Raw genomic sequence first — 25,708 nt, 5'->3', positions numbered from 1 at the left:
TGGATTGGTGAGCCACACCCGTGACAGAACCGGGCGTGCTCCAGCGGCTCTGTGCCACACGTCCGGCACGCTGCTACGGCCGTCATCCGACCCTCCGCTGATCCGGACCCCAGCGTTTGCTGTGGTTCTCAAAGGATAGGCCGCCGGCGATGTATTGAGGTAGCTGTTGGCTTCGGCTTCCGAATCCGACACAAACGTTGTGAACGTCTCGTATGTCGTCTTTCTCTGGCCGCGCCAGCTCGGTCACACGCCATCTGTAGCTCAGTCGCGGACAGCGCTGGAGATTTTTGGGCCCAAAAGCCTCCAGCAAACCGCCCCGGGCGGCAGTAGTCACTGGATGAAGTAGTCGATTACTCACTACGGCGGCACGATGCGGACACATAATTGTGGGCATCTGCGAGGAAAGGCGGTCCGATGTCCGCACTCGAGTCCGGTCCCGTGAAAACCTGCGACGTGTGCATCGTCGGCGCCGGCATCGCCGGGTTGAACGCCCTGTTCGCCGCCAGCCGATACCTATCCCGCGATCAGAAGGTGATCCTTGTCGACCGCCGGGCTCGCGTCGGCGGCATGTGGGTCGACGTCTACCCCTATGTCCGCCTGCACCAGCCGCACCCCATGTTCACGGCGGGCAACATCGAGTGGACCCTCGGCAAGGACCGCAGCTACCTGGCCACCAAGGGTGAAGTGCTCGACCATTTTCAGCACTGCGTCAACGTGATACGCGAGCGCGTGCAGGTCGACGAGTTTCTCGGCTGGGACTTCGAGTCGGAAGAAGAGGCGAACGGAATCGTGCGAGTCACCTGTAGGGCCGCCGACGGCCGGGTGCTCGTCGTCGAGACGAAACGCTTGATCAAAGCCTATGGCTTGGGAGTCACGCCGAACGAACCGCTGGACATCTCCAGCAAGCGCGTCCATTCGGTGTCGCCCGACTACTGCGACGTGCTGGCCGGCGACATCAGGGAAAGCGATGCGCCGGTGTGGATCATCGGCGGCGGAAAGACCGCGATGGACACCGCGCACGCACTGATCACGGCATACCCCGGCCGCCAGGTCAACCTCGTCGCCGGCCGCGGCACATTCTTCTCCAGCCGCGACGATCTGTTGCCGAGCGGCGCCCGCCGCTGGTGGGCGGGCACACCGCCGAGCGCAGTCGCCACACAGTTAAGTCACCGGTACGACGGCACGAACGAATCAGAGGTGCAGGATTGGTATCGCGCCACGCATGGCACATTCCTGACCCCCCAGGCGGACAACTTCGTGTTGGGAGTGTTGTCCGAGGCCGAAAACCGCACGATCTCCGCCGGGCTGAACGACCTGGTGATGGACTACTTCGAGGATGTCGTCGATCGCAACGGCACGACCGAGTTGGTGTTCCGGAGCGGATCGACGAAGACGATCGATGCGGGCAGCTGGGTCGTCAATTGCACGGGATACGTCAAGTTTCCCGACGAATACCCGTACGAGCCCTACGTTTCGCCCAGTGGCGCAGTCGTTTCCATCAATGTGCGGTCGGCCATGCTGCACTTGCCGGCGTTCATGGGATATTTCCTGGGCCACCTGCTGTTCCTCGGCAAGCTCAGGGATATCCCGCTCTACGAGATAGATTGGATGAATCTGAGGCAGAAGGCGCCGCTGGCATTTCCGTACGTGCTCTTCGCGCTCGTTCAGCACAACCTCAGCCTGATATACGACAACGTCCCCAGCCGCGTATTCACCGAGAACGGCCTCGATTTCGATAAGTGGTACCCGCTACCGCGGCGGGTGCCGGGCCTGGCAAGGTTCATGCTCACGCACCGTCGGGAGTGCGAGCGCCAACGCCGTGTTCTCGACACGGTGCGGGAGCGATTCGAAATCCGTTGCGGGCCACTGAGCGCGTAGCGCCTACCCGGCGCCAGGCTGACTGGTCCCGAGCTCAACCCAACGGTGAGTGAAGTGGACTAAAAGGGGTCGATGGGCGGTCCAGGTTAGGGAACGAGGACCTTCGACCCTTGCCCAATGGCACGGAGGCCCTACCCGGGTCGGGGCAATAGGACAAGAGTCATCGTTTGGTGGCACACGATTTTCCGCATGCACTGAGAGGAGAACTCGTGAACAGCTCGAACGATCAACGATTTGCCGTGACTGAAACGACCGCGCGCGCAGTGCTCTCGACCCCGGGTCGATGGCTCACTCAGGTTACCGTGGCCGTTGATCCTGAAGTGGCGTACAGATTCGTCAGCACGCCCCGAAACTGGCAGCGCTACTTTCGGATCACGCGCGAACTCGAGGGCGAGCCTGTCGATCGCCACGCTACCTACGGGGACCAGTTCGTCGAGCGCACGCAAGGCCTCGCATGGTTCTTGGACCCGATCGCCTGGATCGTCGTTGCCGACAAACCGCCGAATCTTTGGCGCATCCGCGGGTGGAGACAGATCGGGCGGCTGTGGCGGCGCGAGATCGGGTCCATCACCTACCGGTGCGCACCGGCCGGTGAACAGCGAACAGAGATCACCCGTGAGATGACGTTCGAGGTGGGGGCGATCGCGCCGTTGTTACTGTTGCGTGCCCGGACCGAGCGAGAATTTGTCACGTCGCTCAACCGCCTGCGCGACGTGCTTGAAGAAACTGGCCAACGCAAGACACGGTGAGCATGCCCCCGAATGGCCGCCGTCAGGGCATCGCCTCGGACCACACGATATGCCCTTCGTAGCCAGACGCTTTCGCCATCTCACGGTAGCGATCCCGACAGCCGCGGTAGGCGGCCGCATCACCGCGGGCCCGGGCCAGCAACGCTCGCAGCCGCAACAACCAGATGTCACGCATCACCAGACCTTCATCGGCCGGCGCGACCGCCAGTCGGTCAATTGCGGCCTCCACTTCGGCCACGTCGCCGTCGGCTCCGCGATCGAGCAACGTCTCCACCAGTACAGCCGTGGCCGGAATGCCCCACAGCGGCATACGTCCGTGGCCGAACAGATGGTCGGTGGCGGCGCGTATCACCGATATGGCGGCATCGGGATCTTCGCGCCTCGCCGTCTCACGTGCCGAGTAGACCTGGACGATAGGCAAATCGCTCAGGTTGTGTCGTCGGCTCAGGAACACCTCCCCGACCTCGGCCAACAGTTGCTGTCCGCGGCTGCGCTCCCCAATCGTGTTGCGGTGCAACAACGCAACGCCCAACGTGGCCCGGATGAAGCCCACCACGACGTCATCGCTGGATCGCTCGGCGACTCGTAGCGCGTTCTCGACCTCGTGCAGCGCACGATCATCTGGGCTTAGCACGCCAAACGGCACACCCAGCAAGTAGACATACCCGACAGCCCCGGCGTAGGACGCCGGGTCAGCGCGGCGAGCCATCGCGACGCCGCGCCGCAGGTCTCCCGGCCATCCGGGCCGGCCCAGAAAATAACGAGCCATGCCCCGCGACGCAAAGGCGAGCGCCAACGGACACCCGACGAGGAAGTTGCCTTTTGACGGATCACCGTCGGCCAGGTCGACAACGGCCTGTGACAACCGCAGCACGTCACACCACTCGGCGCCCTCGATCTTGCCGTAGATCACCGGGAAGGACAGCCCCACCGTCAAGGTCGCATCTCCGAGCGATTCGGCGAGGGCCCAGGCTTCCGATCCCAGTTGCGACGCGTCGCGGACCCGGTCCTGATGCGCGTAGCCGACCACCAATCCAGCCGTCGCGATGCCCAGTGACGCCTTGTCGCCGGCGGCGCTGCACAACTCCCGCAATTCGTCGAAGCGGTCACCGGCAACGCCGGCATGGACTCGCCAACCGGTCCCACACAACATGGTGCGCGGGGCGATGCGCATGGCCGCTCGTTGCTCGTGGTCGGCGGGCAGGGCATCGGCGATCTCCGCCGCTCGCTCCCAACTCAGCCGCGCTGCGCTGATGTCGCGGTTGGTCGCCCAGGTTGCGGCGCGCATGTGCCAGCCGTAGGCGGCGTGCAGATCACCGGCGGCCTCCAAATGTTGCGCAATCAACGCCGCGTTTTCATCGCCCGATTTAGGGTCGCGGCCTTCGATCGCGGCCGCCACCCGTCGGTGCAAATCGGAGCGATCCGATTTCAACTGTGCTTCGTAGGCCACCGAATGAATGAGCGGATGGTGGAACATGTACTCCGGCTCCCGGGCAACGCTGACCTGGTCGATGACCTGGGCCGCAACCAAATCGTCAACCACCGGCTCAACACCTAGCACCATGAGTAGGTCGAGGCCGAACCGCGAGCCGATGACCGCAGCGGCGCTCAGCGCGCGCTTGGCTTTGGGATGGAGCCGGTCGATCCGCGCGGCAATGGTTGCCTGCAACGTGGCCGGCACGCTCACCTCGCCGACCGCAGCCGCCGAGGTGTAGGCACCAGGCTCCCCGCGCAGCACACCGCGCTCGGCGAGTTCGCGCACCAACTCCTCGGCGAAGAACGGGTTGCCGGCGGCCCTTTCGGCCACTCTCTGGCCCAGTGCGTCGACTGACGGGCCGGAGCCGAGGAGATGTGCGATCAGCGCTGCGGTTTCTGAATCACTCAGCGGCGCAAGGGTTACCGTGCGGGCACCGTCAACCCGAGCCAATGCCCCGTGGTATTCGGGTCGGTAGGTGACCAACACCAGCGAGGGCGTCTGCGGAATCACCGTAAGGAAATCGGTCACCATCGACTCGCTGACCTCATCGATCCAGTGGGCGTCCTCGATCACCCAGACCGCCGGGCTTTGGCGGGACAACATGGCGGTGTTGACCAGCGAGGCCAACCGCCGCCGACGCGCATCGGGATCGATCGCCGGTACGGCAGTGCTCGGGTCGGCGATGCCCAGCAGGTCATCCAGCAGCAGCGCGTCCTCAGGGTCTGCGCCTGGGATTTGCTCTCGCGCTCGGGCGCGGGCCGCCTGCCCGTCAAGACCGTCGACGCCGATGGCCGCCCGCAACAGATGCGCCACGGCACGAAACGAAACCTGGCTGGTGTGTGACTCGCAGAAGGCGCTGAACACCTGCACGCCCCGGAGCGCGGCGAGCGCGGCGACCTCGCGCACCAGACGGCTCTTGCCAATCCCGGGTTCGCCCACCACCTCAACCACAGCGCCATGTCCGCCGAGCGCCTCGCCCAACAAGCCCTCGACGGCGGACATTTCCCACCGGCGACCGACGAGATCCGGTTCAGCGCGCTCGGTGGCGCGATGCCGGTCTCCGATTCCCAACAGGCGGTAGGCGGTGACTGGTTCGTGGGTGCCCTTGATGTGGACCGTCTCCGGTTCACCCAGTGTCGCCGCGCCGCCGACCAGTCGTGCGGTGAAGACGCTGAGCATCACCCCGCCCGGCGGCGCCACCGATTCCATCCGCTGCGCCATACCGACCTGCTCCCCGATGGTGGTGTAGCGCAACGATGTTGAGCCGACTTCCCCGGCGATGACCTGACCGGAATTGAGCCCTATCCGCAAGGCCAGTTCGACACCGTCGCGGGCTTTCACCTCAGCGGCGAGCCGGGCGGTCTCCTCTTGGATGCCCAGCGCCGCAAGGCAAGCACGGACAGCGTGGTCCTCCAACGCGACCGGGGCACCGTATACGGCCATGATCCCGTCGCCGGTGAACGTGTCCACCGTGCCGCCGAAACGTTGCACCACCGCCGTGGCACGGTCGACGAGGCTCATCATCATCTCGCGGAGCCGCTCCGCCCCCACCGTCGAGGCGATATCCATCGAATGAACAACATCGGCGAAGAGGACCGTGACTTGCTTGTACTCGGCGCGGCTATCGGGGTCCCGGACTGGGGCGCCACAACCGTGGCAGAATCGTGCGTTCTCTAAAAGCTCGGTGCCGCACCTTCGGCACGCTGCTTTGGTCGTCATCCGACCCTCCGCCAATCCCGGCACCTACGTTCAAGCGCCCGACTCAATACGCTAATTTCTCGTTGCGTCGAGCGCTATCGTTTTCATCCGACGGCCCGATGAGCCCAAGCGCTTTGCGGGAGTGGTGATACCGCAAGACAGGTAGTCGACTACGCGTGTGGGGTGTTCTCCCGCCAACGAGAGTTGGTGGCGGAAGTACTAACCGACGCCCTCGGGAGCACCACCATGATCACCACGGTTGACGCCTCGACTTGCCCGAGCGTCTTTGATGCCGGCCTTCCGACGATCGATTACGAACATTGCCTGAGCCCCGATGAGGCTCACCTGATTCTCCACGAGGCGCGACGCCGGGCGCCGATTGCGATCGGCCCGCACGGGCCGGAGGTGCTGACCTACGAACTAGTCCGAAGCGTGCTGCGCGACCCGCGATTCCGCTTACCCCAGGGCATGTTCCTTGCCTCCCAGGGCATCACGACCGGCCCACTGTGGGAGCGCGTCGCAACCAACCTGATCAGTCTCGACGGTGCCGAGCACCACCGGCTGCGCCGATTGGTGTCCAAAGCCTTCACTCCGCGAGCCACCGCGCGGTTGCGCACGACGATCGTCGAGGTGATCACCGGACTGTTGGACCACCACGCCGCAATTGGGCGCTGCGAGGTGGTCACCGACATCGCCCGTCAATACCCAATCCCGATCATCTGTGCGCTCTTGGGCGCCCCGGCCGAGGACTGGAAGCTGTTCTCGGAATGGACAGACGACATCTTCAAGGCCTTCAGCTGGGAGGTCGCCGCCCACCAGCGAACCATCTTGGCCGCCTGGGAAGAACTCGACGCCTACATCGATGACATGGTCGCGCAGCGACGCCACCGCCTGACCGACGACCTCGTCTCCGACCTCATCCGCGCCGAGGACGACGGCGATCACCTCAACGCCGACGAGCTGCGAATGCTGGCAGCGGGCCTGCTCGTGGCCGGCACCGACACCACCCGCAACCAGCTGGCCGCCTCCGTGCACGCGCTGTGCGACCGTCCCGACCAGTGGGAGTTGCTAACAGAGCATCCCGACCTCGCGAACAGTGCGGTCGAAGAGACGATGCGGCATTCCCCCATCGCCGCCGCCACCTTGCGTATCGCTCTCGAGGACGTTGAAATCGCTGGGGTGGTAATCCCTGCGGGCACCCTGGTCATCGCGAACACCGCCGCCGCCAACCGCGATCCCGCCGTCTACGACAACCCCGACCGACTCGATATCACCCGGGTGGGAGCCCCCGCGATGCAGACGTTCGGCGCCGGTATGCACTACTGCCTGGGCGCCAACCTGGCCCGCCTCGAGCTCGCCGAAGCCCTGGCGACCATGGCACAGCGTATGCCCAACGCCCGCCGCACCGGCCCCGCCCCATGGAAGCCCCTCACCGGGCTGAGCGGACCGACGACGCTGCCAATCGAATTCGACCCGATACCGATGAACACCGCGACTATCGCGCGGTGCGGATGACGAAGGCATCGATGTTCTCGTCATAGCCGACCGATTCATCGACGAACAGTTCGCCCAACGGATGACCGTCCTCAGCGACGGCGATGAAGGTCGCTTCCTCCTGGTTGTACGTCACCGATCCTTGCACGAACATCGCGGCGACCTCGTGCCCATCGGCTCCGAAAACGACAAGCTTCAACCCTCCAGCATCCTTGACATATTGCGCCGCCTCAGCACGTGTCGTAATCATCGCTCCGGACTCCATTCCTATTGCGGTTTCGATTCTTTCGTCTCGCTACTTACCCTGCAGTCAGGGTATCGAATGGAAAATCGCGCATCGCGACAACCAATCCACGCAACCCTGGCGATCGGCCAGTGATATCTGCATGCAGAAGGCGTGGGATTCAGCGTCGACGCCGACACATCCGCAAATGTGTCACCCTTTCCCGCCGTCAGTCCTCCTACCCGTGTGAGTGGCCCTTCCGGGACCGACACTTAGGAGAGACGAATGAAAGCCGACCGAGACGGCGACGACGGCGAAATCCGTCACGAGTCAGTGTTTCGTGAGCGCTGGCGCGACCGCCAGTCCGCGGCCACCCGCCCCGGCGAACTGATCAAGCAACAGGGGTGGATTAACGCGGGACTCGTCACACTCGGTGTGCTGTCGGCGGCCGGCGCCGTTGCCGCCGGCACCGTCAGCGCCGCACAGACCGAGGCGCTGCCGGCCGTCGCGCAAGGCACGACGGTCACGGCGACCCGTGATGGCGGGACACCGCCGGCCCGCGGCGCGGCCGCGCGATTTCGCGACGCTTCCGGCACAACGCAGGGCGCGGTCGTCGTCGAGGTGACGGCCACTGCGGTGACGGCCCAGTTGCAGCGGCCCGCTTCGGAACCGGCCGGCGAACTAGTCGTCCCCAAGGGCCGGCAGCGGCTGATCAGCGTGTTGCTGCCGAGGCTGCGATGATGCGGGGCCGGCGCGCGATCCCGTATATCGCCCAAGCTGAGATGGCCGACTGCGGTGCCGCCGCGCTTGCCATGGCACTCGGGTATCACGGCCGCCACGTTTCGCTCGCCGAGATGCACGACGCCACCGGGACCGGGCGCGACGGTGTCGACGCGTTGCGCCTTGCCGAAGCCGCGTCCTCGTTCGGCTTGCGGGCGCGCGGGGTGGCCACCGAGCTCGACGACCTGCGGTACCTGCCTCGCGGCACCGTATTGCATTGGGGTGCAGCGCATTTTGTTGTCCTAGATTCGACATCGCGGCGTGGTGTGACCATCGTCGATCCGGCTGCCGGCCGCTATCGGCTCGGCTGGGCCGCGGTCAACGATCTCTACAGCGGCGTCGCGGTCATGCTGGAACCCACCGACACATTTGCGTCAGGTGGGCGCAGGGCCCCCGGCGCGCTCCATCACGCCCGTCGCCTGCTGTCCCGATCGAGCGGACTCGGCAAAGTACTGGCCACTTCGGTGGTGGTGCGCGTGATGGCGCTGGCGGTGCCGGTGCTGACCGGCGTGATCGTCGATCGCGTGGTGCCTAACAACGATGGGCAGTTGCTGAAGGTGCTCGCCGCGGTGATGACCGCGCTGATCGCCTACTCGGTGCTCGCGACGTACCTGCGCGCGCACTTGCTGTTGCGGCTGCGCAGCCGGCTGGACGTCGACATGACGCTCGACTTCCTCGAGCACCTGGTGGACCTGCCGTACGCGTTCTTTCTGAAGCGCTCATCCGGAGATCTGATGATGCGATTGCGCAGCAACGCGACGGTCCGCGAGATCCTGACCACGGGAACCATTTCCGCGCTACTCGACGGCACGCTGGCCACCCTCTATCTGGTCGTCATATTCGCCCTGTCGCCGGCCCTTGGACTTCTGGTCTTCGCGCTGGGCGCAGCCCAGGTCGCGGTTCTGCTGGCCGCCCGCCGCCGCAACCAGCACCTGATGGGGGAAGCACTGGCGACCGAAGCCCGATCCCAGTCCTATGCCTTCGAGATGTTTTCCGGGGTCGAAACGCTCAAGGCAGCCGGAGCGGAGCGTCGCGCGGTATCGCACTGGACCAACCTGTTCGTTGCCGAACTGAACGTTTCGATGCGCCGCGGGCGCCTCGAGGCATTGGTGTCGACCGCCATCCATGGGCTGGCGCTACTCTCCCCGATCGCGGTTTTGCTGGTTGGCGCCGACCTCACGTCGAGCGGAAAGCTCTCGCTGGGCACGATGCTTGCCCTGGCTGCGCTGGCAACCGGATTCCTTGAGCCACTTGGCATCTTGGTCGCCACTGCGCTGCAGGTGCAGCTGCTCGGCAGCTACCTCGCCCGCCTGGACGACGTCTTCGACACCCCTACCGAAACCGCCGGCCGCGAGCTCCGGCAAGCGCCCGAGCTAACCGGATCGGTGCGCGCCGAACGGGTCACCTTCCGCTACACCCCACATGGCCCACCGGTCGTCGATGGTGCCAGCATCGAGGTGCAGCCCGGACAGGTCCTGGCCATCGTGGGGCGTTCGGGCTCAGGCAAATCCACGCTGGGCCGGCTGCTACTCGGTCTCTACTCGCCCTCGGAGGGGCGTGTCCTGCTCGACGGCGTGGACCTTGCCACCCTGCACCCGCGCAGTGTGCGCTCTCAAATCGGAGTCGTGACGCAGGACCCCTACATTTTCGGGCTGTCCATTCGCGACAACCTGGTGCTGGGCAACCCCAGCCTGCCGCTGGACCGGCTCGAGTCGGCGGCTGAGCTGGCCGGCATCGCCGAGGACATTCGCGCGATGCCGATGGGGCTCGACACCCCGCTCGTGGACGCGGGCGCCTCGCTGTCGGGTGGTCAACGTCAAAGGCTTGCCCTGGCCCGCGCGCTCGCTCCCCGGCCGCGGATCTTGTTGCTTGACGAGGCGACAAGCAGTCTCGACACCGTCACCGAGGCGAGGGTCCACGACAACATTGCCCGGCTCGGATGCACCGTCATCGTGATCGCGCATCGACTGGCCACCGTGATCGACGCCGACCACATCGTGGTGATGGACGCGGGCCGGGTCGTCGAATCAGGCTGCCACCACGACCTGATGGCCGCGGGTGGTCACTACGCACAACTCGTCGCGGGCCAACTCGTCGGCGAGACAACGCATTAGGAGCTGGAAATGAACGATTCAACATCCGCGCTGACGCCGAGTGGCTTCTTCGTGATGCGCGCGCCGTTGCTGCCGCTGAACGAATTGGAGCGCCTGCGCGCCGATTCCACCTACTGGCGCAACCTGGTCGCACGGCCGGAGATTCGTGAGGCGCTCCACCTCGCCTCGCCCGGGTTGATGCGCCGCTTGGCAGCCGGCGATGCGGACGACCGGGTGATCGCCTCGGTGACTGCGTATCTGACCCGCATGTGCACCCGCGCAACGCCTTTCGGACTCTTCGCCGGCTGCTCGCTGGGAGAGCTGAGCGACACCACCGCGTTGGTGGTCGACGGCCCGGAGGGGATCAGCCGGCACAGCCGACCCGACACGGAGGTGCTGGCGGCGCTGGTCGAGCGGCTGTTGGCGGATGCGTCGACACGACAGACCATGATGGTGGAGCCCAACTCCAGCCGCTACCACGCCGCCGGGGCCATGCGGCTCATCGAAAGCCGGCTTCGCGAGGGCCGTCGCACGCATCATCTGGTCGTGGTCGAGGACGACGCGCCGTTGCGTTGTGCGTTGGATGCGGCAGCCGGTGGCTGCGCGGTGGACAAGGTTGTCGACGCCGTGGCCAAACGGGTGGGGGTCGAGCGCGACGAGGCACGCGAATACGTCGATGCCCTGATCGAGGCCAAGGTCTTGACGCCGGTGGCCGAGCCCGCGGTGACGGGCCCGGAACCGCTGACCCAGCTGATGTCGTCGCTGAGCGGGCCGGACTTCGCCGCCACCTCGGACGCGTTGCGGCGGGTCTCCGACGAGCTCGCACGCCTGGACGCCGCCGGGCTGGGTAATCCGCCCGAGGCCTACGCGGCGACCGCCACACAGCTGCTCGAGCTGGCCGGTGAAGGCGACGAAGCCCGGCTGATCCAGGTCGACCTGCACCGGGCCGGGTCGGGTCTGACCCTGGGATCCGACACGGTGAAGCTGCTGGCCGAGGGGGTGCAACTGCTGCACCGGTTGTCCACGGGCGGCGAGGATCTGGCGCTGACTCGGTTCAAGCAGCAGTTCGCGGCGCGCTACGAGGACCGAGAGGTCGCGCTGATGGAGGCGCTCGACGAGGAGATGGGGATCGGGTTCGACCCGTCGGCGCACCCGGCGGCCGACGAGTCGCCGCTGCTGGCCGGGCTCGACCTCGGCGGCGTCACTCCGCAGTACGCGTTCACCGCGCGCGACGCCGCCCTGCTCGATCTGGTCATGCGCACGCGTGAGAGCGGCGCCGCGAGCCTCGAACTCGACGCCCCCACGGTCGCGCGCCTTGAATCGTCACAGAAAGATCTGCCACCGCCGTTGCCATTGCCCGACGGCCTGGCGGTCAACGCGAACCTGCTCGAGGACGGTGTCGAAATCGACTGCGCCTACGGGCCTTCGGGAGCACAGCTGCTCGGCCGGTTCTGTCACGGCGACACGCGACTGCACCACGCGGTACGAGCCCACCTGCGCGCCGAGGAAGTCCAGTCCCCCGGTGTGGTGTTCGCCGAGATCGTGCACCTGCCGGAAGGCCGAGTCGGCAATGTCTTGGCCCGGCCGGTGCTGCGCGACTACGAATTGGTCCTGCTGGGGCGTTCGGGCGCACCCGCGGATCGTCAGCTCAGTGTCGATGAGCTGACCGTGCGTCTCGACGGTGACCGCGTCGTCCTCCACAGCCCGCGGCTGGGCGCCGAAGTAAGGCCGCGGCTGACCACGGCGCACAATCCGGCGTGGCGCGGCTTCGGGGTGTACCGGTTCCTCGCGGCGCTGCAAAGCGACGGGGTGACCGGCGGGCTGGCGTGGGATTGGGGCGCCCTGTCAGCGGCGCCGGCGTTGCCGCGGGTCACCGCCGGGCGCCTGGTGCTGGCCCGGGCCCGCTGGCGGCTGTCGGCGGCCGAGATCTCCAAGGTCACGAAACCCGACGCCTCCGACGCTTTAGCCGGATGGGCGGCCCTGGCTCGCGAGCGGGGACTGCCCGGTGAGCTGCTCATCGCCGACGGCGACAACCGCCTGTACGTCGACACCACAAGCCCTGTTCTCACGGCCGCGGCCGCCAAGGTGCTGCGCGGGCGGACCGAGGCGATCATCGAGGAGGTCCTGCCCACCGGGATCGCCACCGGGCCACAGGGCCGATTCGCCCACGAACTCATCGTGCCGTTCATCCGGCGTGGCGAGCCGGCACCGGCGCCCGGGCTGTGGACCCCGCCGAAGGTGCGCCGGACCTTCGGCCCGGGCAGCCAGTGGCTCTACCTCAAGGCGTATACGGGCACCGCGTCCGCCGATCGCATTCTCACCGACGCCGTGGGACCCGTCGTGAAACAGCTGCGCGAAAGCGGCGTCGTCGACCATTGGTTCTTCCTGCGCTACGCCGACCCCGAACATCATCTGCGGCTTCGGTTGCACGGTGACCCGACGGCATTGCGGGACCACGCCTTGCCGGCGCTGACCGACGCACTGGCACCACAGCTCGGCGACGGGACGATATGGAAGTTCGCGACGGACACGTACCACCGCGAGATCGAACGGTACGGCGGCGACGCCGGCATCGAACTGGCCGAGCGGATCCACGCGGCCGACAGTGAGGCCGTGCTGAAAATCATGGGCCTGCTTGACCTCTATGGCGGCGACGCGGCCGATGCGCGCTGGCGGCTGTGCCTATACGCCACCGACCGCCTGCTGGCCGATGCCGGCCTGGACATACAGGAGCGGCGCGACTGGGCCAAGGACGGGGCCGACGGCTACCGGCCGGAATACCCCAACGCAGCCAACCTGGATCCCGGGATCGGCCAGCACTGGCGCCGCGAGCGTGCGGAAGTCACCGCGCTGCTCGACGACACCAAGGACCACCCATACGAACCCGTACGCCAGGCGTTCAGGCAGCGATCCGAGCGAATAGTGCCCTTGCTCTCGGAGCTGGCGGACCTGTCCGGGCGCGGTGAGCTGACTCAGCCCTATGCGCGGATACTGCACAGCCTCAGCCACCTGAACGCCGTGCGGCTGCTGCGCTCGGCCGCCCGCACCCACGAACTCATCCTGCTGAGCTTTCTTGATCGCCACTACGCGAGCCAATTAGCGCGGGCAAAATAGCGTCACGTTTTGCCTGGCATGACGCTTCTACCTGTGAGCACGGCCCAAAACAGTTCCGCGCCAACACAAATCACAGCAAGGAGAAACAAAATGAACACCAATCACGACAGGCTGGCACTGCGCCGGCAGAGCATCCGCACCCTGACCGCCGACGAGCTGCGCATGGCCCACGGCGGCGAGGGCGGCAACGGCACCGGCGGTGGCAACGGCTCGGGCCAGACCACCAAGCACACCACGCTGCCCACCACGGGAACGCACACAGGCACCCGCCCCAATCCGACGCTGACGGCTACGCATTCACCCCCGCAGACGCTGACGGTGGCCTAGCAGAGTACGGCGCTCGTCCCAAACAAACCGCCCCACAACCGATTTGCCATCGGTTGCGGGGCGGTTCTCGCCGTGCGGCAAGTAACCGGCCGGGTGCCACGAATCTGCGAATTCCGCGGAAAAATGGTCACCCTTCGAGGTCGCCGGCGCTCCTACCTATGAGCGGGCCCGCCCGGGCTTGCCGTCACCACATCACACAAGAAGGAAAGATCAAATGAGTATCAACCACGACAAGATTGCGCTGCGCCGACAGAGCATCCGCACCCTGACCGCTGACGAGCTGCGCATCGCCCACGGCGGCCGCGGCAACGGCACCGGTACCGGCACCGGAAACGGCACCGGAACGGGCACCGGAAACGGCACCGGCACGCGCACGGCGCACACCAAGACGAAGGCGTGAGCTGCTCCAACACACGTCACAATCGTCGCCACCGCCCCATAACCGTTACATCGGTTATGGGGCGGTGGTCGTACGCGTTCTCCAGGTACCGACCCTTACCAAATAGGTAGGAAACCCTTCCCCTGCGGAAGGTGAAACTGGCTTCCACGGTAATTACGAAATCACCCACCATCCCCGAGCATTTCAGTCATGACTTTCATGACCACGGTGCCGAAGCATCGCATTATCAGCGACACGGACCTCGCCCGCGCAGCGGCGACCGGCGATCGGGCGGCGTTGGCCAGCATCTACAACCGCTATGCAGCCCCACTTCACGCCTACTGCGTCGGCATGCTGCGTGACCGCCACGCGGCCTCCGACTGCGTACAGGAGGTCTTCTGCATCGCGACGACAGAGTTGCCGAAGCTCCGTGATGCGGACAAGCTGAGGCCCTGGCTTTACGCCATCGCCCGTCGCCGCGCCCTGCGGGCCCTATCCGAACGTCGCCGGGAGGCCGCCTGTGACGAGCTGCCCGATGATGTGGCGACGGGTCCGGGGCCGTTTACGCTGACGGCCCAGAACGAGCTCCGCGAACTGATCGCCCAAGCCGCCTGCGGATTGTCCGAGCGCGACCGCCACGTGCTGGATCTTGCCTACCGTCACGGCGTGACCGGAACCGAGCTCGCGCAAGCGCTGGGCATCAGCTATGACTCCACCAAGAAGCTCCTGCAGCGGCTGCGCGACACCATCGAACGCTCGCTGGGTGCGCTATTGGTGGCACGGCGCGCCCCGCGGAACGGATGCCCCCGGCTCGCCGCGGATCTGTCGGGCTGGGACGAACAGTTCACCGTGCTGATGCGGAAACGCATTGCCCGCCATATCGAGTCGTGCCCCACATGTGACGAATACCGTCGCAGTGCCCTCAATGCGGTCGCCATGCTCGGCGGCGGGGTGCTCGACAAGATCTCCTAGTCACCGGGCCGCTCACCCTTGCGTGCGACGGTCACGCAGCATGGAGCGGTTGACGGCACCGAGCCGGATGGCCGCGTTGGCCAGTCTTACCCGTCGATCTCCATCGGTTTTGATGCCGAACTTGTCGTACAGATGTTGCAGATGTTGCTTGACGGCTGCTTCCGTGACGAATAGCTCCTGGGCCATGTGACGAACCGATGCAGGCTCGGGAAACGGGTCGTCGGATACGAAGGGGCGACACAAAATTTTGAGGACGTCGAGTTCGCGCTGGGTCATCCGAGGCGGCCGCAGGATGGACTTGCCGGTTTCGGTTTCTTGATCGGCCGGTGCTTCGTCAGCGCCCCTGGTCATCCAGAAGACCAACCGTGAACTGCCGAGCCGCAATTCGTCGCCAGACCGCAGAATCCGTTCCGCAGCGATCTTTTCTCCGTTGACATAGGTGCCGTTGCGGCTACCCAGGTCCCGCACGGACCACGCTTGACCGAAGTTCTCCAAGACGGCGTGTACGCGGGACACGGTCGGATCGTGCTCGAACGACACCGCGTTGGTCAAGGACTTGCCGAGGGTCAGTCGTTCACCGCTCAGCGCGATCAGCTCCCGCCCTGACGGTTTCCACACCTCCAAATGGGAAGACATGCTGACCCTCCTATCAGGCCAATTCTGCCCCTGCGACGCAGAGCTTGGCCGGGAACCGTCCGCTGAGCCAAAAATCGCCCGCTTGGCTGCCGACATTCCCCCAGTATCGCAAGCCTGTCCGGGATCCCGTCATCGTCTGACCATCACCGACCGGTGTCGATGGCGTCGCCGCCGTGCGTCGGGATCGACCCCTATCGGAGTATCGGGTCGGCGATGCCCAGTTGCGGTTGGACCGTGGTGGGCATTTTCGACACAGCTCATTAGCCGCGACGAAGGCCGACAGGCCAGGCCTGGGATGTGTTCCGAAGATAACGGTATCGCTGGAAGCCGTCTTCCGTGCCGGCCACAAGCCATAAAATCTACGAGCATGCGTCGCAGCATCCCTAGCCCAACTTCATGATGGCAATCACGAATATCGAGCTCAGCTTCCTGCTGGAGGCGTCGCGCCGCGGTCTGCTTCCTCAGCAAGGCCGCCTCCTGGAATTCGGCGAAGCCGAGACCATGATCGATGTGGCGCAGGCGATCCCGCTCCTGCTCCCCGAAGGGCCACGGAGCGACGCGTTGCTGGCCGAGACGGCGCCGGACGGCATGGCCCAGGTCTATGCCGACGCCAAGCGAATCTACAGAGCCCTGTTCGACTTCCGCAGCTACAACGCCATCGATCTGCTCCCGCCCAATCACTACCGCCTGCAGCAGGATCTCAACCTGCCCTTCGACCTTGGGACAAGGTTCGACGTCTGCATCAACAACGGCACGACTGAACATGTCTTCAATCAGGCCAATTGCTACAAGGCGATTCACGATCACACCGCCCCGGGGGGCGTGATGATCCACTGGACGCCGTGCCTGGGATGGGTCGACCACGGCTTATACAACATTCAGCCGGGGTTCTTCCACGATCTGGCCACCGCGAACGGCTATGAGGTCCTGCTAGCCGTGCTGTCGAGCGACAGCATGATGGTGCCGATCATCCCAGGCCAGATCACTTCCGAGATAGTCGCCGCCAATCCGGGCATCCGGGACAGTCTCGCGTGCGCCGTGCTGCGTAAGACGACGGACGAACCGTTCCGCTTTCCCTTGCAGGGGGTCTATTCCTTTCTCAAGGAACTGGCGGGTGTGGCAGATCCGCAACGGATTGCGCATCTGCTAGCGGCGCGCTCCGGCCAGGCAGGAGAGCGACCACATATGGGGCGACCCGACAATCCGATTCAGGACGCCCCGCCCGGCGAATTCCATCGGCCTGAGGACTGACGTCAGTACCCTGGGGTTAACTACGAGACGTCCGAGCCAGCCCTTTCGAGGACTCGCCATAAGCGTTGTCCGCAGGGCTGACCGCTAACTCACTGGCCCAGTGCGTACCGCTTGGCGAACATCCGCCTGCGGGCAAACGGCGAGAGCACCGCCTCATAGTGGCCGAGCAGCTCATCACAGATGACCGGCCAGCTGCGGCCGAGCACGCTGCGCCGGGCGGCCAGCGCGTAGCGGTGGCGTTCGTCGATCAAATGGGTGACGGCCGCGGGCAACCTCGCCTCGAATTCGCCGACGCCCAGTAACAAACCGGTGCGCCACGGCGTGACGAGGTCGCGTGGGCCGCCGGCGTCGGGGGCGATCACCGGCAACCCCGACGCCAGCGCTTCCTGCACGACTTGGCAAAACGTTTCGTGCTCGCCGGGATGCACGAAGACGTCCATGCTGGCGTACGCCGTTGCGAGTTCGTCGCCGTACAGCGCTCCGGTGAAAACCGCTGTCGGCATCGCCTTTTGCAACCTGCTTCGGTCGACGCCGTCACCGACGATGACGAGTTGCACGTCGTCTCGGCCCGCCAGCGGGATCAGCCGCTCGACGTGCTTCTCGGGCGCCAGCCGGCCCACGAAGCCGACGATCGGCTTGGCTTGCGGCGACCATCGCCGCCTGAGTGCCTCATCACGCGCCGACGGGGCGAACCGCAGCACGTCGACCCCGCGTGCCCAGTGGTGAACCCGCGGGAAGCGATGCGCCACAAGTGATTCCATTGTCACGCTGGACGGCGCCAGGGTTCGGTCGGCGAGGCTGTGCAGATGGCGGAACCAGGCCCACGCGGCCCGTGTCGTCATGGGAATGCCATAGCTCGCCGCGAAACCCGGTACGTCCGTTTGATATACGGCGACCGTCGGCACCCCCAGCCACCGGGCCGCCTTCACCCCGCCGTAACCCAGCAGCGCCGGCGAGGCCAAATGCACAACGTGCGGGTCGAATCCGCGTAACACGCTCACCATCCGGGGCATCGGCACACCGAGGGGCAGCGTGGTCACCTTGGGAAACATCCGCGACGGAACCCGATGCACGCGGATCCCGTCGTAGACGCGATCCGCCGGGGCCGCACCGGGCGGGGTGTCCGGGGCGATGACGAGGGCTTCGTGACCGGTCCGGCGCAGGTGCTCGAGCACCCGGATCACCGAGTTGCTGACACCATTGACTTCCGGCAGGAACGATTCGGCGACGATGGCAACGCGCACAACACCACAGTGTCAGCACCGACTTTCGACAAGGTTGCCTACGGGCATACGTCGTGCGAAATCTGCTGGTCGGGAGCCTCAGCGCGACGATCGAGCATCTTGTCCAGCAGCGCCAGGCCTACCAGGAGGACCGTCGCCACCAGCCAGCACACCACCGCGATCGACCCCGCCGGGATGATGGCCAGCCCGGCATTGCGGTGCTGCACACGAACCAGATTCGGGTCGTTCTTGTTGTACTCGACGTAAATTCGCATGCCCGTGGCCAGATGCGACGGGTACAGCACGCCGAGCTCCGGACGGTACGTGACCCGCTCGGGTGTGACGAATTCGATAGTCGAGCGGCGCTGCCCGGCACTGAGCACCTCGGCCTGCGCCACCCCCATGTTGTGTTGGATCGCAAGGTCGTTGCGCCAGGCGCCCGCGACGAGCAGGGCCGATTGCAAGGTGACCAAGCCGGCCACGATGAGCACCGCAATCCGCGCCCAGCGCAACGCAATTCTCGACGGGGTGCTCGGCGGCTTATCGCTGCGGCCATGAATCAGTATGTGCAGCACCCTTTTCGGGTAGTTCACGAAACCCTCACAGGGCCGCCTTGATGGCCGCATGCAGCTGCCGCAGCGAAGACCGGTCGGCCTTGACCTCCAGCACCCGCATCCCGGCCGCGGGTTCATCGAGGGCCGCGCTGAGCTGGTCCACCTCGATCTGGCGGCTCTCAACGTGATAGGCGCGACACAGCGCGCCTACATCGACGTCGTGCGGCGTTCCGAAGATTCGCGACGACACATCGGAGAACCGCGGGTCGCCCTGCTCGAGCAGTTCGAAGATGCCGCCGCCGTTGTCGTTGGAGACCACGATGGTCAGGTTGCGCGGTGTCGGCTCGGTGGGGCCGATCAGCAGACCGGAGCTGTCGTGGACGAACGTCAGGTCACCGATCAGCGCGACGGTGCGTCCCTCGTAGGCGAGCGCGGCCCCGATCGCGGTGGACACGGTGCCGTCGATGCCGGCGACCCCGCGGTTGGAGCGGACCTGGATGCCGTGGGTGTCCAGGCCGACCAGCGCCGCGTCCCGGACCGGGTTGGACGCGCCTAGCACCAGCTGGTCTCCGCGCCGCAGCGCGCCGGCCACCGCCGCGGCGACGTGCAGGCCGGTGGTGAGCGGGTGCGCCTCAAGTTGGCCGCGCACCGCGTCGATCGCGTGCCTGTTGACCTCCGCGCAGCGCTTCAGCCACGCCGGATTCGGCGTCCCGGTGGTCACCGCCCGCGTGCCGGTCGCCTGTGAGTTGCCCGAGACGTCCGGCCAGCGCGGCCCGGTGGTCAACGCGTACACCGGCACCTTCGGGTCGGCCAGCAGCGCCGAGACGGGCCGGTGCAGCGTCGGGCGGCCGAGCATGATCACCTGCTTGGGACGAAGCAGCGGCAGGGCCAGCGGATGCAGGGGGTTGGCCGGGGCCGGTGCCGTCGGCTCGGCGACGGTCGGCAACTCGGCCAGGTTGGGGTGCGCGCCCGCGCCGTGTCCGGCGATGACGACGGTGTCGGGCGACAGGTCGATGTCCAGCGGCTGGTCGAACGTGACCGGCGGTGTGTACGTCCACGGCCGTCCGCCGGGTCGTCCCTGCGGGATCGCGGCGCCGTGCGGTTCGGGATCCGGCACCAGAGGCTCGCGCAGCGGGATGTCGAACTGCACCGGGCCCGCGTTGGCGGTGCGAGATCCCGTAGCGGCAGTCAGGACCCGGCAGGTGGCCGATCGCCAGGTGGCGTTGAGGGCCTCCAGCCGTTCGGGCGCCTCCTCGGCCAGGCCCAGGCTGATGGCGGCGCGGACCTGGGTGCCGAAGTAGCCCAGCTGCTCCATGGTCTGGTTGGCCCCGGTGCCCAGCATTTCGTAGGGCCGGTTGGCCGACAGCACGATCAGTGGCACCCGCGCGTAGTTGGCCTCCACCACGGCCGGCCCGAGGTTGGCCACCGCGGTGCCCGACGTCATCGCGACGCACACCGGGGCGCCGGCGGCGATCGCGAGCCCGATGGCCAGGTAGCCGGCGGTGCGCTCGTCGATGCGGACGTGCAGCCGGATCCGGCCGGAACGGTCGGCGTCCTGCAGCGCGAACGCCAGCGGCGCATTGCGCGACCCGGGGCAAAGCACCACGTCGCGGACGCCGCCGCGGATCAGCTCGTCAACGACGACGCGCGCCTGTGTCGTCGAGGGGTTCACCAGTACAGCCTGTCACAACCCGCCCACCGGGGGCGCGGAGCAGAGGTGGCGCCAGAACTAGTTGCTGGCGAAGAACTTCAGCGCCGCCTCGTTGACGGCGTCCGGGCGCTCGAAGAAGCCGAGGTGGCCGGCGTCGGGGATCTGCACGTAACGGCCGTTGGGCAGCGCGTCGGCGACCTCGCGCCCCAGGTAGGGCGGCGTCAACACGTCGTCGGAGAAGCCGATCACCAGCACCGGCGTCGCGATGCTGCGGTAGGCCGGCAACCGGTTGGTGTACGGGGCGATGTCGAGCTGGCAACGCGTTCCCGGGGTGGCCTTGACGGGCCACATGCTGAACATGGCGATCCAGTCCGCGACCGCGACGTCGTCGTTGAGCGTCTTGTGCGAAAAGTTTTCCAGCAGACGGAGTTTCGCCTCATACGAGCTCGGCAACTGGACACCGGCGTCGGCCAGCTCGGCCTCGGCGTCGCGGAAGAACTCGCGGGTTTTGTCCATGCGGCCCCGGGTGCCCATCAACACCGCGGAGCTGACGAGTTCGGGCCGGGCAAGCATGAGTTCCTGGGCGATGAATGCACCCATCGACATCCCCACGATGCGGGCCGGAGCCGCATTCAGTCCTTCGATCAGCGCCGCCGTGTCGGCCACCATGGTCCGCGTCGTGAAACCCTGCGCGTTCTCGGTGGCGCCGATGCCCCGATTGTCGAAGGTGATGACGCGGTAGCCGGCCGCCAAGAACGCGGGAACCTGATACGGCTGCCAGGTCCGGCCGGCCCCGCCGTGACCGCTGATGAACACCACCGGCTCACCGGAGCCGCGGTCGTCGTAAGCCAGGTTGATCACTCGGACGACGGTACAAGGAGTGCGTGGCATGCCCTGACCCGGTCGATCCACCACTGCCGCCGCTCCGCGGGCGCGGCGAGGGCCCGTAGCCGCGCCGGGTCGGGGGTGACCGGCCCGACTGCCAGGGTGCCGTCGACCGGGGCGGCGACGTCGGCCACATCCTCTACGAACAGCCCGCCGGTGCCGAGCCCGCACGCGTGGCTCAGTACCGGCAGGGCCGCCGCGGCGGCCAGGCCCTGGCTGATGCCGACCGCCGAGTCGATCGCGCTGGAAACCACGACCGGGATGTCGATCTGCGCGGCGATTGCAAGCATGGCCGCAACGCCGCCCAGCGGGGCGACTTTCAGCACCGCGATGTCGGCGGCGCCGGCGCGGACCACGGCGAGCGGGTCGTCCGCCTTGCGGATGCTTTCGTCGGCGGCGATCGGCACGCGCGGCATGTCGACCCGCCGGCGCAGGGCCGCGAGCTCGTCGACGGTCGCGCACGGTTGTTCGAGGTATTCCAGCGGGCCGTCGGCGGTCAGCGCGATGGCCGCCCGCACCGCCTCCTCGACGGTCCAGCCGCCGTTGGCATCCACCCGCACGGTCGGCACGAGTTCGCGCACGGCGTTGACCCGGTCGACGTCGTCGGCCAGCGTCTGGCCAGGCTCGGCGACCTTCACCTTGGCCGTGCGGGCGCCGGGGAACCGGGCCAACACCTCGGCCACTCGGCCGGCGTCGACGGCCGGCACGGTCGCGTTGATCGGAATGCGGTCGCGCCGCCGCGGCGGCGGCGGGCGGTAGGCGGCCTCGATGCTGGCGGCCAGCCAGTGCGCGGCCTCGGGCGGCGCGTATTCCAGGAAGGCCCCGAACTCGCCCCAGCCCGCCGGGCCCTCGATGAGCGCGACCTCGCGGGTGGTGATGCCGCGGAAGCGCACCCGCATCGGCAGCGCCACCACGTGCAGGCCGTCAAGCAGGTCCTGACACGCGGGCGTCACGCGCCGTAGACCTGCCGGCCCGCCAAGAACGTCGCGCGGACGTCCAGGTCGGCGATCTCCTCGGGCGGCACGGCCCGCGGGTCGGCCGACAACACCACCAGATCGGCGTACTTGCCCACCTCCAGCGAGCCGATCACGTCGTCGGCGAACAACTGCCAGGCCGCGTCGATGGTCTGCGCGCGGATGGCCTGCTCGACCGTCAACCGCTCCTCGGGCGCCAAGACCCGGCCGCTGGGCGCCGTCCGGGTCACGGCGACGCTGATGTTGCGCAGCGGCTCCTCGGGTGTGACCGGGGGGTCGTTGTGCAGCGAGATGCGCATACCGGTGGCCACCGCGGAACCCGCTGGCATCCAACGGGATCCGCGCTCCGGCCCGAACAGGCCGTCGACGATGATGTCACCCCAGTAGTGGATCTGGTCGACGAAGATGCTGCAGGTGACCCCGAGGCCGGCGGCGCGCTGCAGCTGCTCGGGCCGGATGGCGCCGACGTGCTCGAGGCGCAGCCGGTGGTCGTCGCGCGGGTGGCGTTTCAGCGCCTCCTCGTAGACATCGAGGATGGTGTCCACCCCGGCGTCCCCCTGCACGTGGCAGGCCATCGGCCAGCCCAGCGGGAAGTAGGCGCCGACGATTTCGCTCAGCTGCTCGCGGGTGTAGTTGGCGTGCCCGCAGGAGCCGGGCGGCACCCCGATGGTGCGGGTGGCGTCGGTGTCCAGGTACGGAAAAGACAGGGCGATGTTGCCGACCCACGGGGAGCCGTCCACCCAGATCTTGATGCCGACCTGGCGCAGCATGTCGTCGCCCTGGCCGGGGGTGGCGTCGGTGTGCATCTGCGGATTGGAGATCTCGTAGGTGCGCAGCCGGACCGTCAGCTCGTCGCGCAGCTGCTCGACCAGCGGCAGGAACGCCGGGTCGAAGGCCATCTCCGAACAGGTGGTCAGGCCGGCGCGGTTGAGCCGGGCGCATTCGGCGCGCAGCATCGCCGGGTAGTCGCCGGGCGCGATGGCGCCGGCCAGCAGCGGGAACACCGCGCCGGTTTCTTCGGCGGTGCCGTCCAAGTCCCCGTGCGCGTCGCGGCCGAACCGGGCGCCCTTGGGATCGGGCGTGTCACGAGTCAGGCCGGCGCGCTGTGCGGCGTGCGTATTGAAGTAGGCCTTGTGCCCGGAATTGTGGATGATGATCAGCGGCCCATCGGGGGCGACCTCGTCCAGCCAGGCCAGCGTCGGCTGGGGCAACCCGGACTGCAGCAGCGGATCCCAGCCATTCAAGTACGCGCCGGCCGCTCCCCTGGCGGCGACCTCACGGCGGACGGCGGCGACGACGTCGTCGGCGTTTCGTATGGTGACGGGCCGGATGTCGACGATGCGGTCCGACAGCGCCAAGGCCTCCATCAGCGGATGACCGTGCGCCTCAACGAATCCCGGTATGACGCAGCCGTCGCTGACTTCGATTGTCTGCGTGTCGGGGCCGGTCAGCTTGGCCACATCGGAGCGGCTGCCGACGGCGACGAGGCGCCCGCCGGCGACGGCGAGCGCCTCGGCGGTGGGCCGCGCGTCGTCGACGGTGAGGATCGTTCCGGTGATGACGAGCTCTGCATCGGCCATGTGCAGGGATGCTAGTGCTGCGAGGGGGTGGCTGACCGGAATTGCAACACGTTCTAGTCTTGCCCCATGAGTGACGATCTGCTGCGCCACCCCATTCATTCCGGACACCTGACCGTCGGTGCGCTCAAGCGCAACAAGAACAAGCCGGTGCTGCATCTCGGCGACACCACGCTGACCGGTGGACAGCTCGCCGAGCGCATCAGCCAGTACATTCAGGCGTTCGAGGCGCTCGGTGCGGGCACCGGCGCGACCGTCGGGCTGCTGTCGCTGAACCGGCCCGAGGTGCTGATGATCATCGGCGCCGGCCAGACCCAGGGTTACCGGCGCGTGGCACTGCACCCGCTGGGCTCCCTGGACGACCACGCCTACGTGCTGGGCGACGCCGGCGTGACGTCGCTGATCATCGATCCCAACCCGATGTTCGTCGAGCGGGCGCTGGGCCTGCTGGAGAAGGTGCCCGGCCTCAAGCAGGTGCTGACAATCGGCCCGGTCCCCGAAGCGTTGGGTGATTCCGCGGTGGACCTGGTGGCCGAAGCCGCGAAGTATCCGCCGCAGCCGTTGGTGGCCGCCGACCTTCCGCCCGACCACATCGGCGGGATGGCCTACACCGGCGGCACCACCGGCAAGCCCAAGGGTGTGCTGGGCACCGCGCAGTCGATCACCACGATGACCACGATCCAGCTCGCCGAGTGGGAGTGGCCGGAGAACCCGCGCTTCCTGATGTGCACGCCGCTGTCGCATGCCGGGGCGGCGTTCTTCGTGCCGACGATCATCAAGGGCGGCGAGCTGGTCGTGCTGACCAAGTTCGATCCGGCCGAGGTGCTGCGGGTGATCGAGGAACAGAAGATCACCGCGACCATGCTGGTGCCGTCGATGATCTACGCGCTGATGGATCACCCGGATTCGCATACCCGCGACCTGTCCTCGCTGGAGACGGTCTATTACGGCGCGTCAGCGATGAACCCGGTGCGACTGGCCGAGGCCATCCGCCGCTTCGGGCCGATCTTCGCCCAGTATTACGGGCAATCCGAGGCCCCGATGGTGATCACCTACCTCGCCAAGAAGGACCACGACGAGAAGCGGCTCACCTCCTGCGGGCGGCCCACCCTGTTTGCCCGCACCGCACTGCTGGACGCCGACGGCAACGAGGTGCCACAGGGTGAGGTCGGCGAGATCTGCGTGTCGGGGCCATTGCTGAGCGGCGGGTACTGGAACCTGCCGGAGGAGACGGCCAAAACCTTCAAGGACGGCTGGCTGCACACCGGTGACATGGCCCGCGAGGACGAGGACGGCTTCTGGTTCATCGTGGACCGGGTCAAGGACATGATCGTCACCGGTGGATTCAACGTGTTCCCCCGGGAAGTGGAGGACGTCGTCGCCGAGCACCCGGCCGTCGCGCAAGTGTGCGTGATCGGCACGCCGGACGAGAAGTGGGGCGAAGCCGTTACCGCGGTGATCGTGCTGCGACCCGACCATCCCTCCGACGAGGAGTCGGTGGCGCGGGTGACGGTCGAGATCCAGTCCGCGGTTAAAGAGCGCAAGGGTTCGGTGCAATCGCCCAAGCAGGTGATCGTCGTCGAGTCGGTGCCGGTGACCGCGCTGGGCAAGCCGGACAAGAAAGCCGTGCGCGCCCAGTTCTGGGAGGGCGCCGGCCGCGCCGTCGGCTGATTGTGCTCGAGCGCCCGGCTGTGCGGGCGCTCGCGGCCTAGCGCCCGGCCAGCCGGGCGTCGGGCTGCGCCGGGCGTGAAATTAGCTTCACGTTCGGGGCCG

20 protein-coding genes are annotated in these 25,708 nt (G+C 67.0%); 11 read left to right on the top strand and 9 right to left on the bottom strand.

Annotated elements, in window-relative coordinates:
* Positions 1 to 414 precede the first annotated feature (414 nt).
* On the top strand, positions 415 to 1,878 hold the full coding sequence (locus A5758_RS10255) for an FAD-dependent oxidoreductase (RefSeq protein ID WP_067739609.1): 1,464 nt from the start codon (positions 415 to 417) through the stop codon (positions 1,876 to 1,878).
* Positions 1,879 to 2,087: 209 nt separating this feature from the next.
* Positions 2,088 to 2,627 carry an SRPBCC family protein gene (locus A5758_RS10250; protein WP_197503843.1) on the top strand — a complete coding sequence of 180 codons (540 nt, stop codon included), beginning with the start codon at positions 2,088 to 2,090 and terminating at the stop codon, positions 2,625 to 2,627.
* Between the two features lie 22 nt (positions 2,628 to 2,649).
* Here A5758_RS10250 and A5758_RS10245 read toward each other — a convergent pair whose 3' ends face one another.
* A complete protein-coding gene (locus A5758_RS10245) occupies positions 2,650 to 5,823 on the bottom strand; it encodes an adenylate/guanylate cyclase domain-containing protein (protein WP_067739604.1) in 3,174 nt (1,057 codons plus the stop codon).
* A gap of 225 nt (positions 5,824 to 6,048) precedes the next feature.
* On the opposite strand from A5758_RS10245, the gene A5758_RS10240 reads away from it, so the two are divergent.
* A complete protein-coding gene (locus A5758_RS10240) occupies positions 6,049 to 7,317 on the top strand; it encodes a cytochrome P450 (RefSeq protein ID WP_067739974.1) in 1,269 nt (422 codons plus the stop codon).
* Here the strand turns inward: A5758_RS10240 and A5758_RS10235 are convergent.
* Complete coding sequence (locus A5758_RS10235) at positions 7,298 to 7,495, bottom strand: hypothetical protein (RefSeq protein ID WP_231987274.1); 198 nt, start codon at positions 7,493 to 7,495, stop codon at positions 7,298 to 7,300. The genes A5758_RS10240 and A5758_RS10235 overlap by 20 nt on opposite strands.
* A gap of 309 nt (positions 7,496 to 7,804) precedes the next feature.
* On the opposite strand from A5758_RS10235, the gene A5758_RS10230 reads away from it, so the two are divergent.
* From A5758_RS10230 to A5758_RS10205, 6 genes are all read left to right on the top strand, one after another.
* On the top strand, positions 7,805 to 8,260 hold the full coding sequence (locus A5758_RS10230; protein ID WP_067739602.1) for a hypothetical protein: 456 nt from the start codon (positions 7,805 to 7,807) through the stop codon (positions 8,258 to 8,260).
* On the top strand, positions 8,257 to 10,413 hold the full coding sequence (locus A5758_RS10225) for a peptidase domain-containing ABC transporter (protein WP_067739600.1): 2,157 nt from the start codon (positions 8,257 to 8,259) through the stop codon (positions 10,411 to 10,413). The genes A5758_RS10230 and A5758_RS10225 overlap by 4 nt, the downstream gene beginning before the upstream one ends.
* A 9-nt stretch (positions 10,414 to 10,422) precedes the next feature.
* On the top strand, positions 10,423 to 13,506 hold the full coding sequence (locus tag A5758_RS10220) for a lantibiotic dehydratase (RefSeq protein WP_067739598.1): 3,084 nt from the start codon (positions 10,423 to 10,425) through the stop codon (positions 13,504 to 13,506).
* 90 nt (positions 13,507 to 13,596) lie between these two features.
* Complete coding sequence (locus A5758_RS10215) at positions 13,597 to 13,833, top strand: hypothetical protein (RefSeq protein WP_067739596.1); 237 nt, start codon at positions 13,597 to 13,599, stop codon at positions 13,831 to 13,833.
* A 214-nt stretch (positions 13,834 to 14,047) separates the two neighbouring features.
* Entirely contained in the window at positions 14,048 to 14,233 is a 186-nt protein-coding gene (locus A5758_RS10210; protein WP_067213074.1) for a hypothetical protein, read from the top strand.
* 189 nt (positions 14,234 to 14,422) lie between these two features.
* Positions 14,423 to 15,184, top strand: coding sequence for an RNA polymerase sigma factor (locus A5758_RS10205; RefSeq protein ID WP_067213072.1), 762 nt, complete (start codon positions 14,423 to 14,425; stop codon positions 15,182 to 15,184).
* 12 nt (positions 15,185 to 15,196) lie between these two features.
* Here A5758_RS10205 and A5758_RS10200 read toward each other — a convergent pair whose 3' ends face one another.
* A complete protein-coding gene (locus tag A5758_RS10200) occupies positions 15,197 to 15,820 on the bottom strand; it encodes an FHA domain-containing protein (RefSeq protein ID WP_067739594.1) in 624 nt (207 codons plus the stop codon).
* Between the two features lie 396 nt (positions 15,821 to 16,216).
* Here A5758_RS10200 and A5758_RS10195 point away from each other — a divergent pair, with 396 nt between their 5' ends.
* On the top strand, positions 16,217 to 17,071 hold the full coding sequence (locus tag A5758_RS10195) for a hypothetical protein (RefSeq protein WP_067739592.1): 855 nt from the start codon (positions 16,217 to 16,219) through the stop codon (positions 17,069 to 17,071).
* Between the two features lie 89 nt (positions 17,072 to 17,160).
* Here A5758_RS10195 and A5758_RS10190 read toward each other — a convergent pair whose 3' ends face one another.
* From A5758_RS10190 to A5758_RS10165, 6 genes are read right to left on the bottom strand one after another with little or no spacing between them, the layout of a single operon-like run.
* Complete coding sequence (locus A5758_RS10190; RefSeq protein ID WP_067739590.1) at positions 17,161 to 18,315, bottom strand: glycosyltransferase family 1 protein; 1,155 nt, start codon at positions 18,313 to 18,315, stop codon at positions 17,161 to 17,163.
* A 38-nt stretch (positions 18,316 to 18,353) separates the two neighbouring features.
* Positions 18,354 to 18,920, bottom strand: a complete 567-nt coding sequence (locus A5758_RS10185; RefSeq protein ID WP_067739588.1) for a DUF3592 domain-containing protein — start codon at positions 18,918 to 18,920, stop codon at positions 18,354 to 18,356.
* Complete coding sequence (gene menD / locus A5758_RS10180) at positions 18,895 to 20,520, bottom strand: 2-succinyl-5-enolpyruvyl-6-hydroxy-3-cyclohexene-1-carboxylic-acid synthase (RefSeq protein WP_067739586.1); 1,626 nt, start codon at positions 20,518 to 20,520, stop codon at positions 18,895 to 18,897. Before menD ends, A5758_RS10185 begins: the two co-directional genes overlap by 26 nt.
* 57 nt (positions 20,521 to 20,577) lie before the next feature.
* Positions 20,578 to 21,360, bottom strand: a complete 783-nt coding sequence (locus tag A5758_RS10175; RefSeq protein ID WP_067739584.1) for an alpha/beta fold hydrolase — start codon at positions 21,358 to 21,360, stop codon at positions 20,578 to 20,580.
* Positions 21,357 to 22,283, bottom strand: coding sequence for an o-succinylbenzoate synthase (locus tag A5758_RS10170; protein ID WP_231987287.1), 927 nt, complete (start codon positions 22,281 to 22,283; stop codon positions 21,357 to 21,359). Before A5758_RS10170 ends, A5758_RS10175 begins: the two co-directional genes overlap by 4 nt.
* A 50-nt stretch (positions 22,284 to 22,333) precedes the next feature.
* Entirely contained in the window at positions 22,334 to 23,938 is a 1,605-nt protein-coding gene (locus tag A5758_RS10165) for an amidohydrolase (RefSeq protein WP_067739580.1), read from the bottom strand.
* A 66-nt stretch (positions 23,939 to 24,004) separates the two neighbouring features.
* Here A5758_RS10165 and fadD8 point away from each other — a divergent pair, with 66 nt between their 5' ends.
* The gene (fadD8, locus tag A5758_RS10160; protein WP_067739578.1) at positions 24,005 to 25,606 is read left to right on the top strand and encodes a fatty-acid--CoA ligase FadD8; all 1,602 of its coding nucleotides are present in this window, start codon (positions 24,005 to 24,007) and stop codon (positions 25,604 to 25,606) included.
* Positions 25,607 to 25,708: the final 102 nt, after the last annotated feature.

It is taken from the genome of Mycobacterium sp. 852014-50255_SCH5639931 (genome assembly GCF_001665605.1).
Classification (GTDB): domain Bacteria; phylum Actinomycetota; class Actinomycetes; order Mycobacteriales; family Mycobacteriaceae; genus Mycobacterium; species Mycobacterium paraffinicum.
This window is presented reverse-complemented; position numbering and strand designations above follow the sequence as displayed.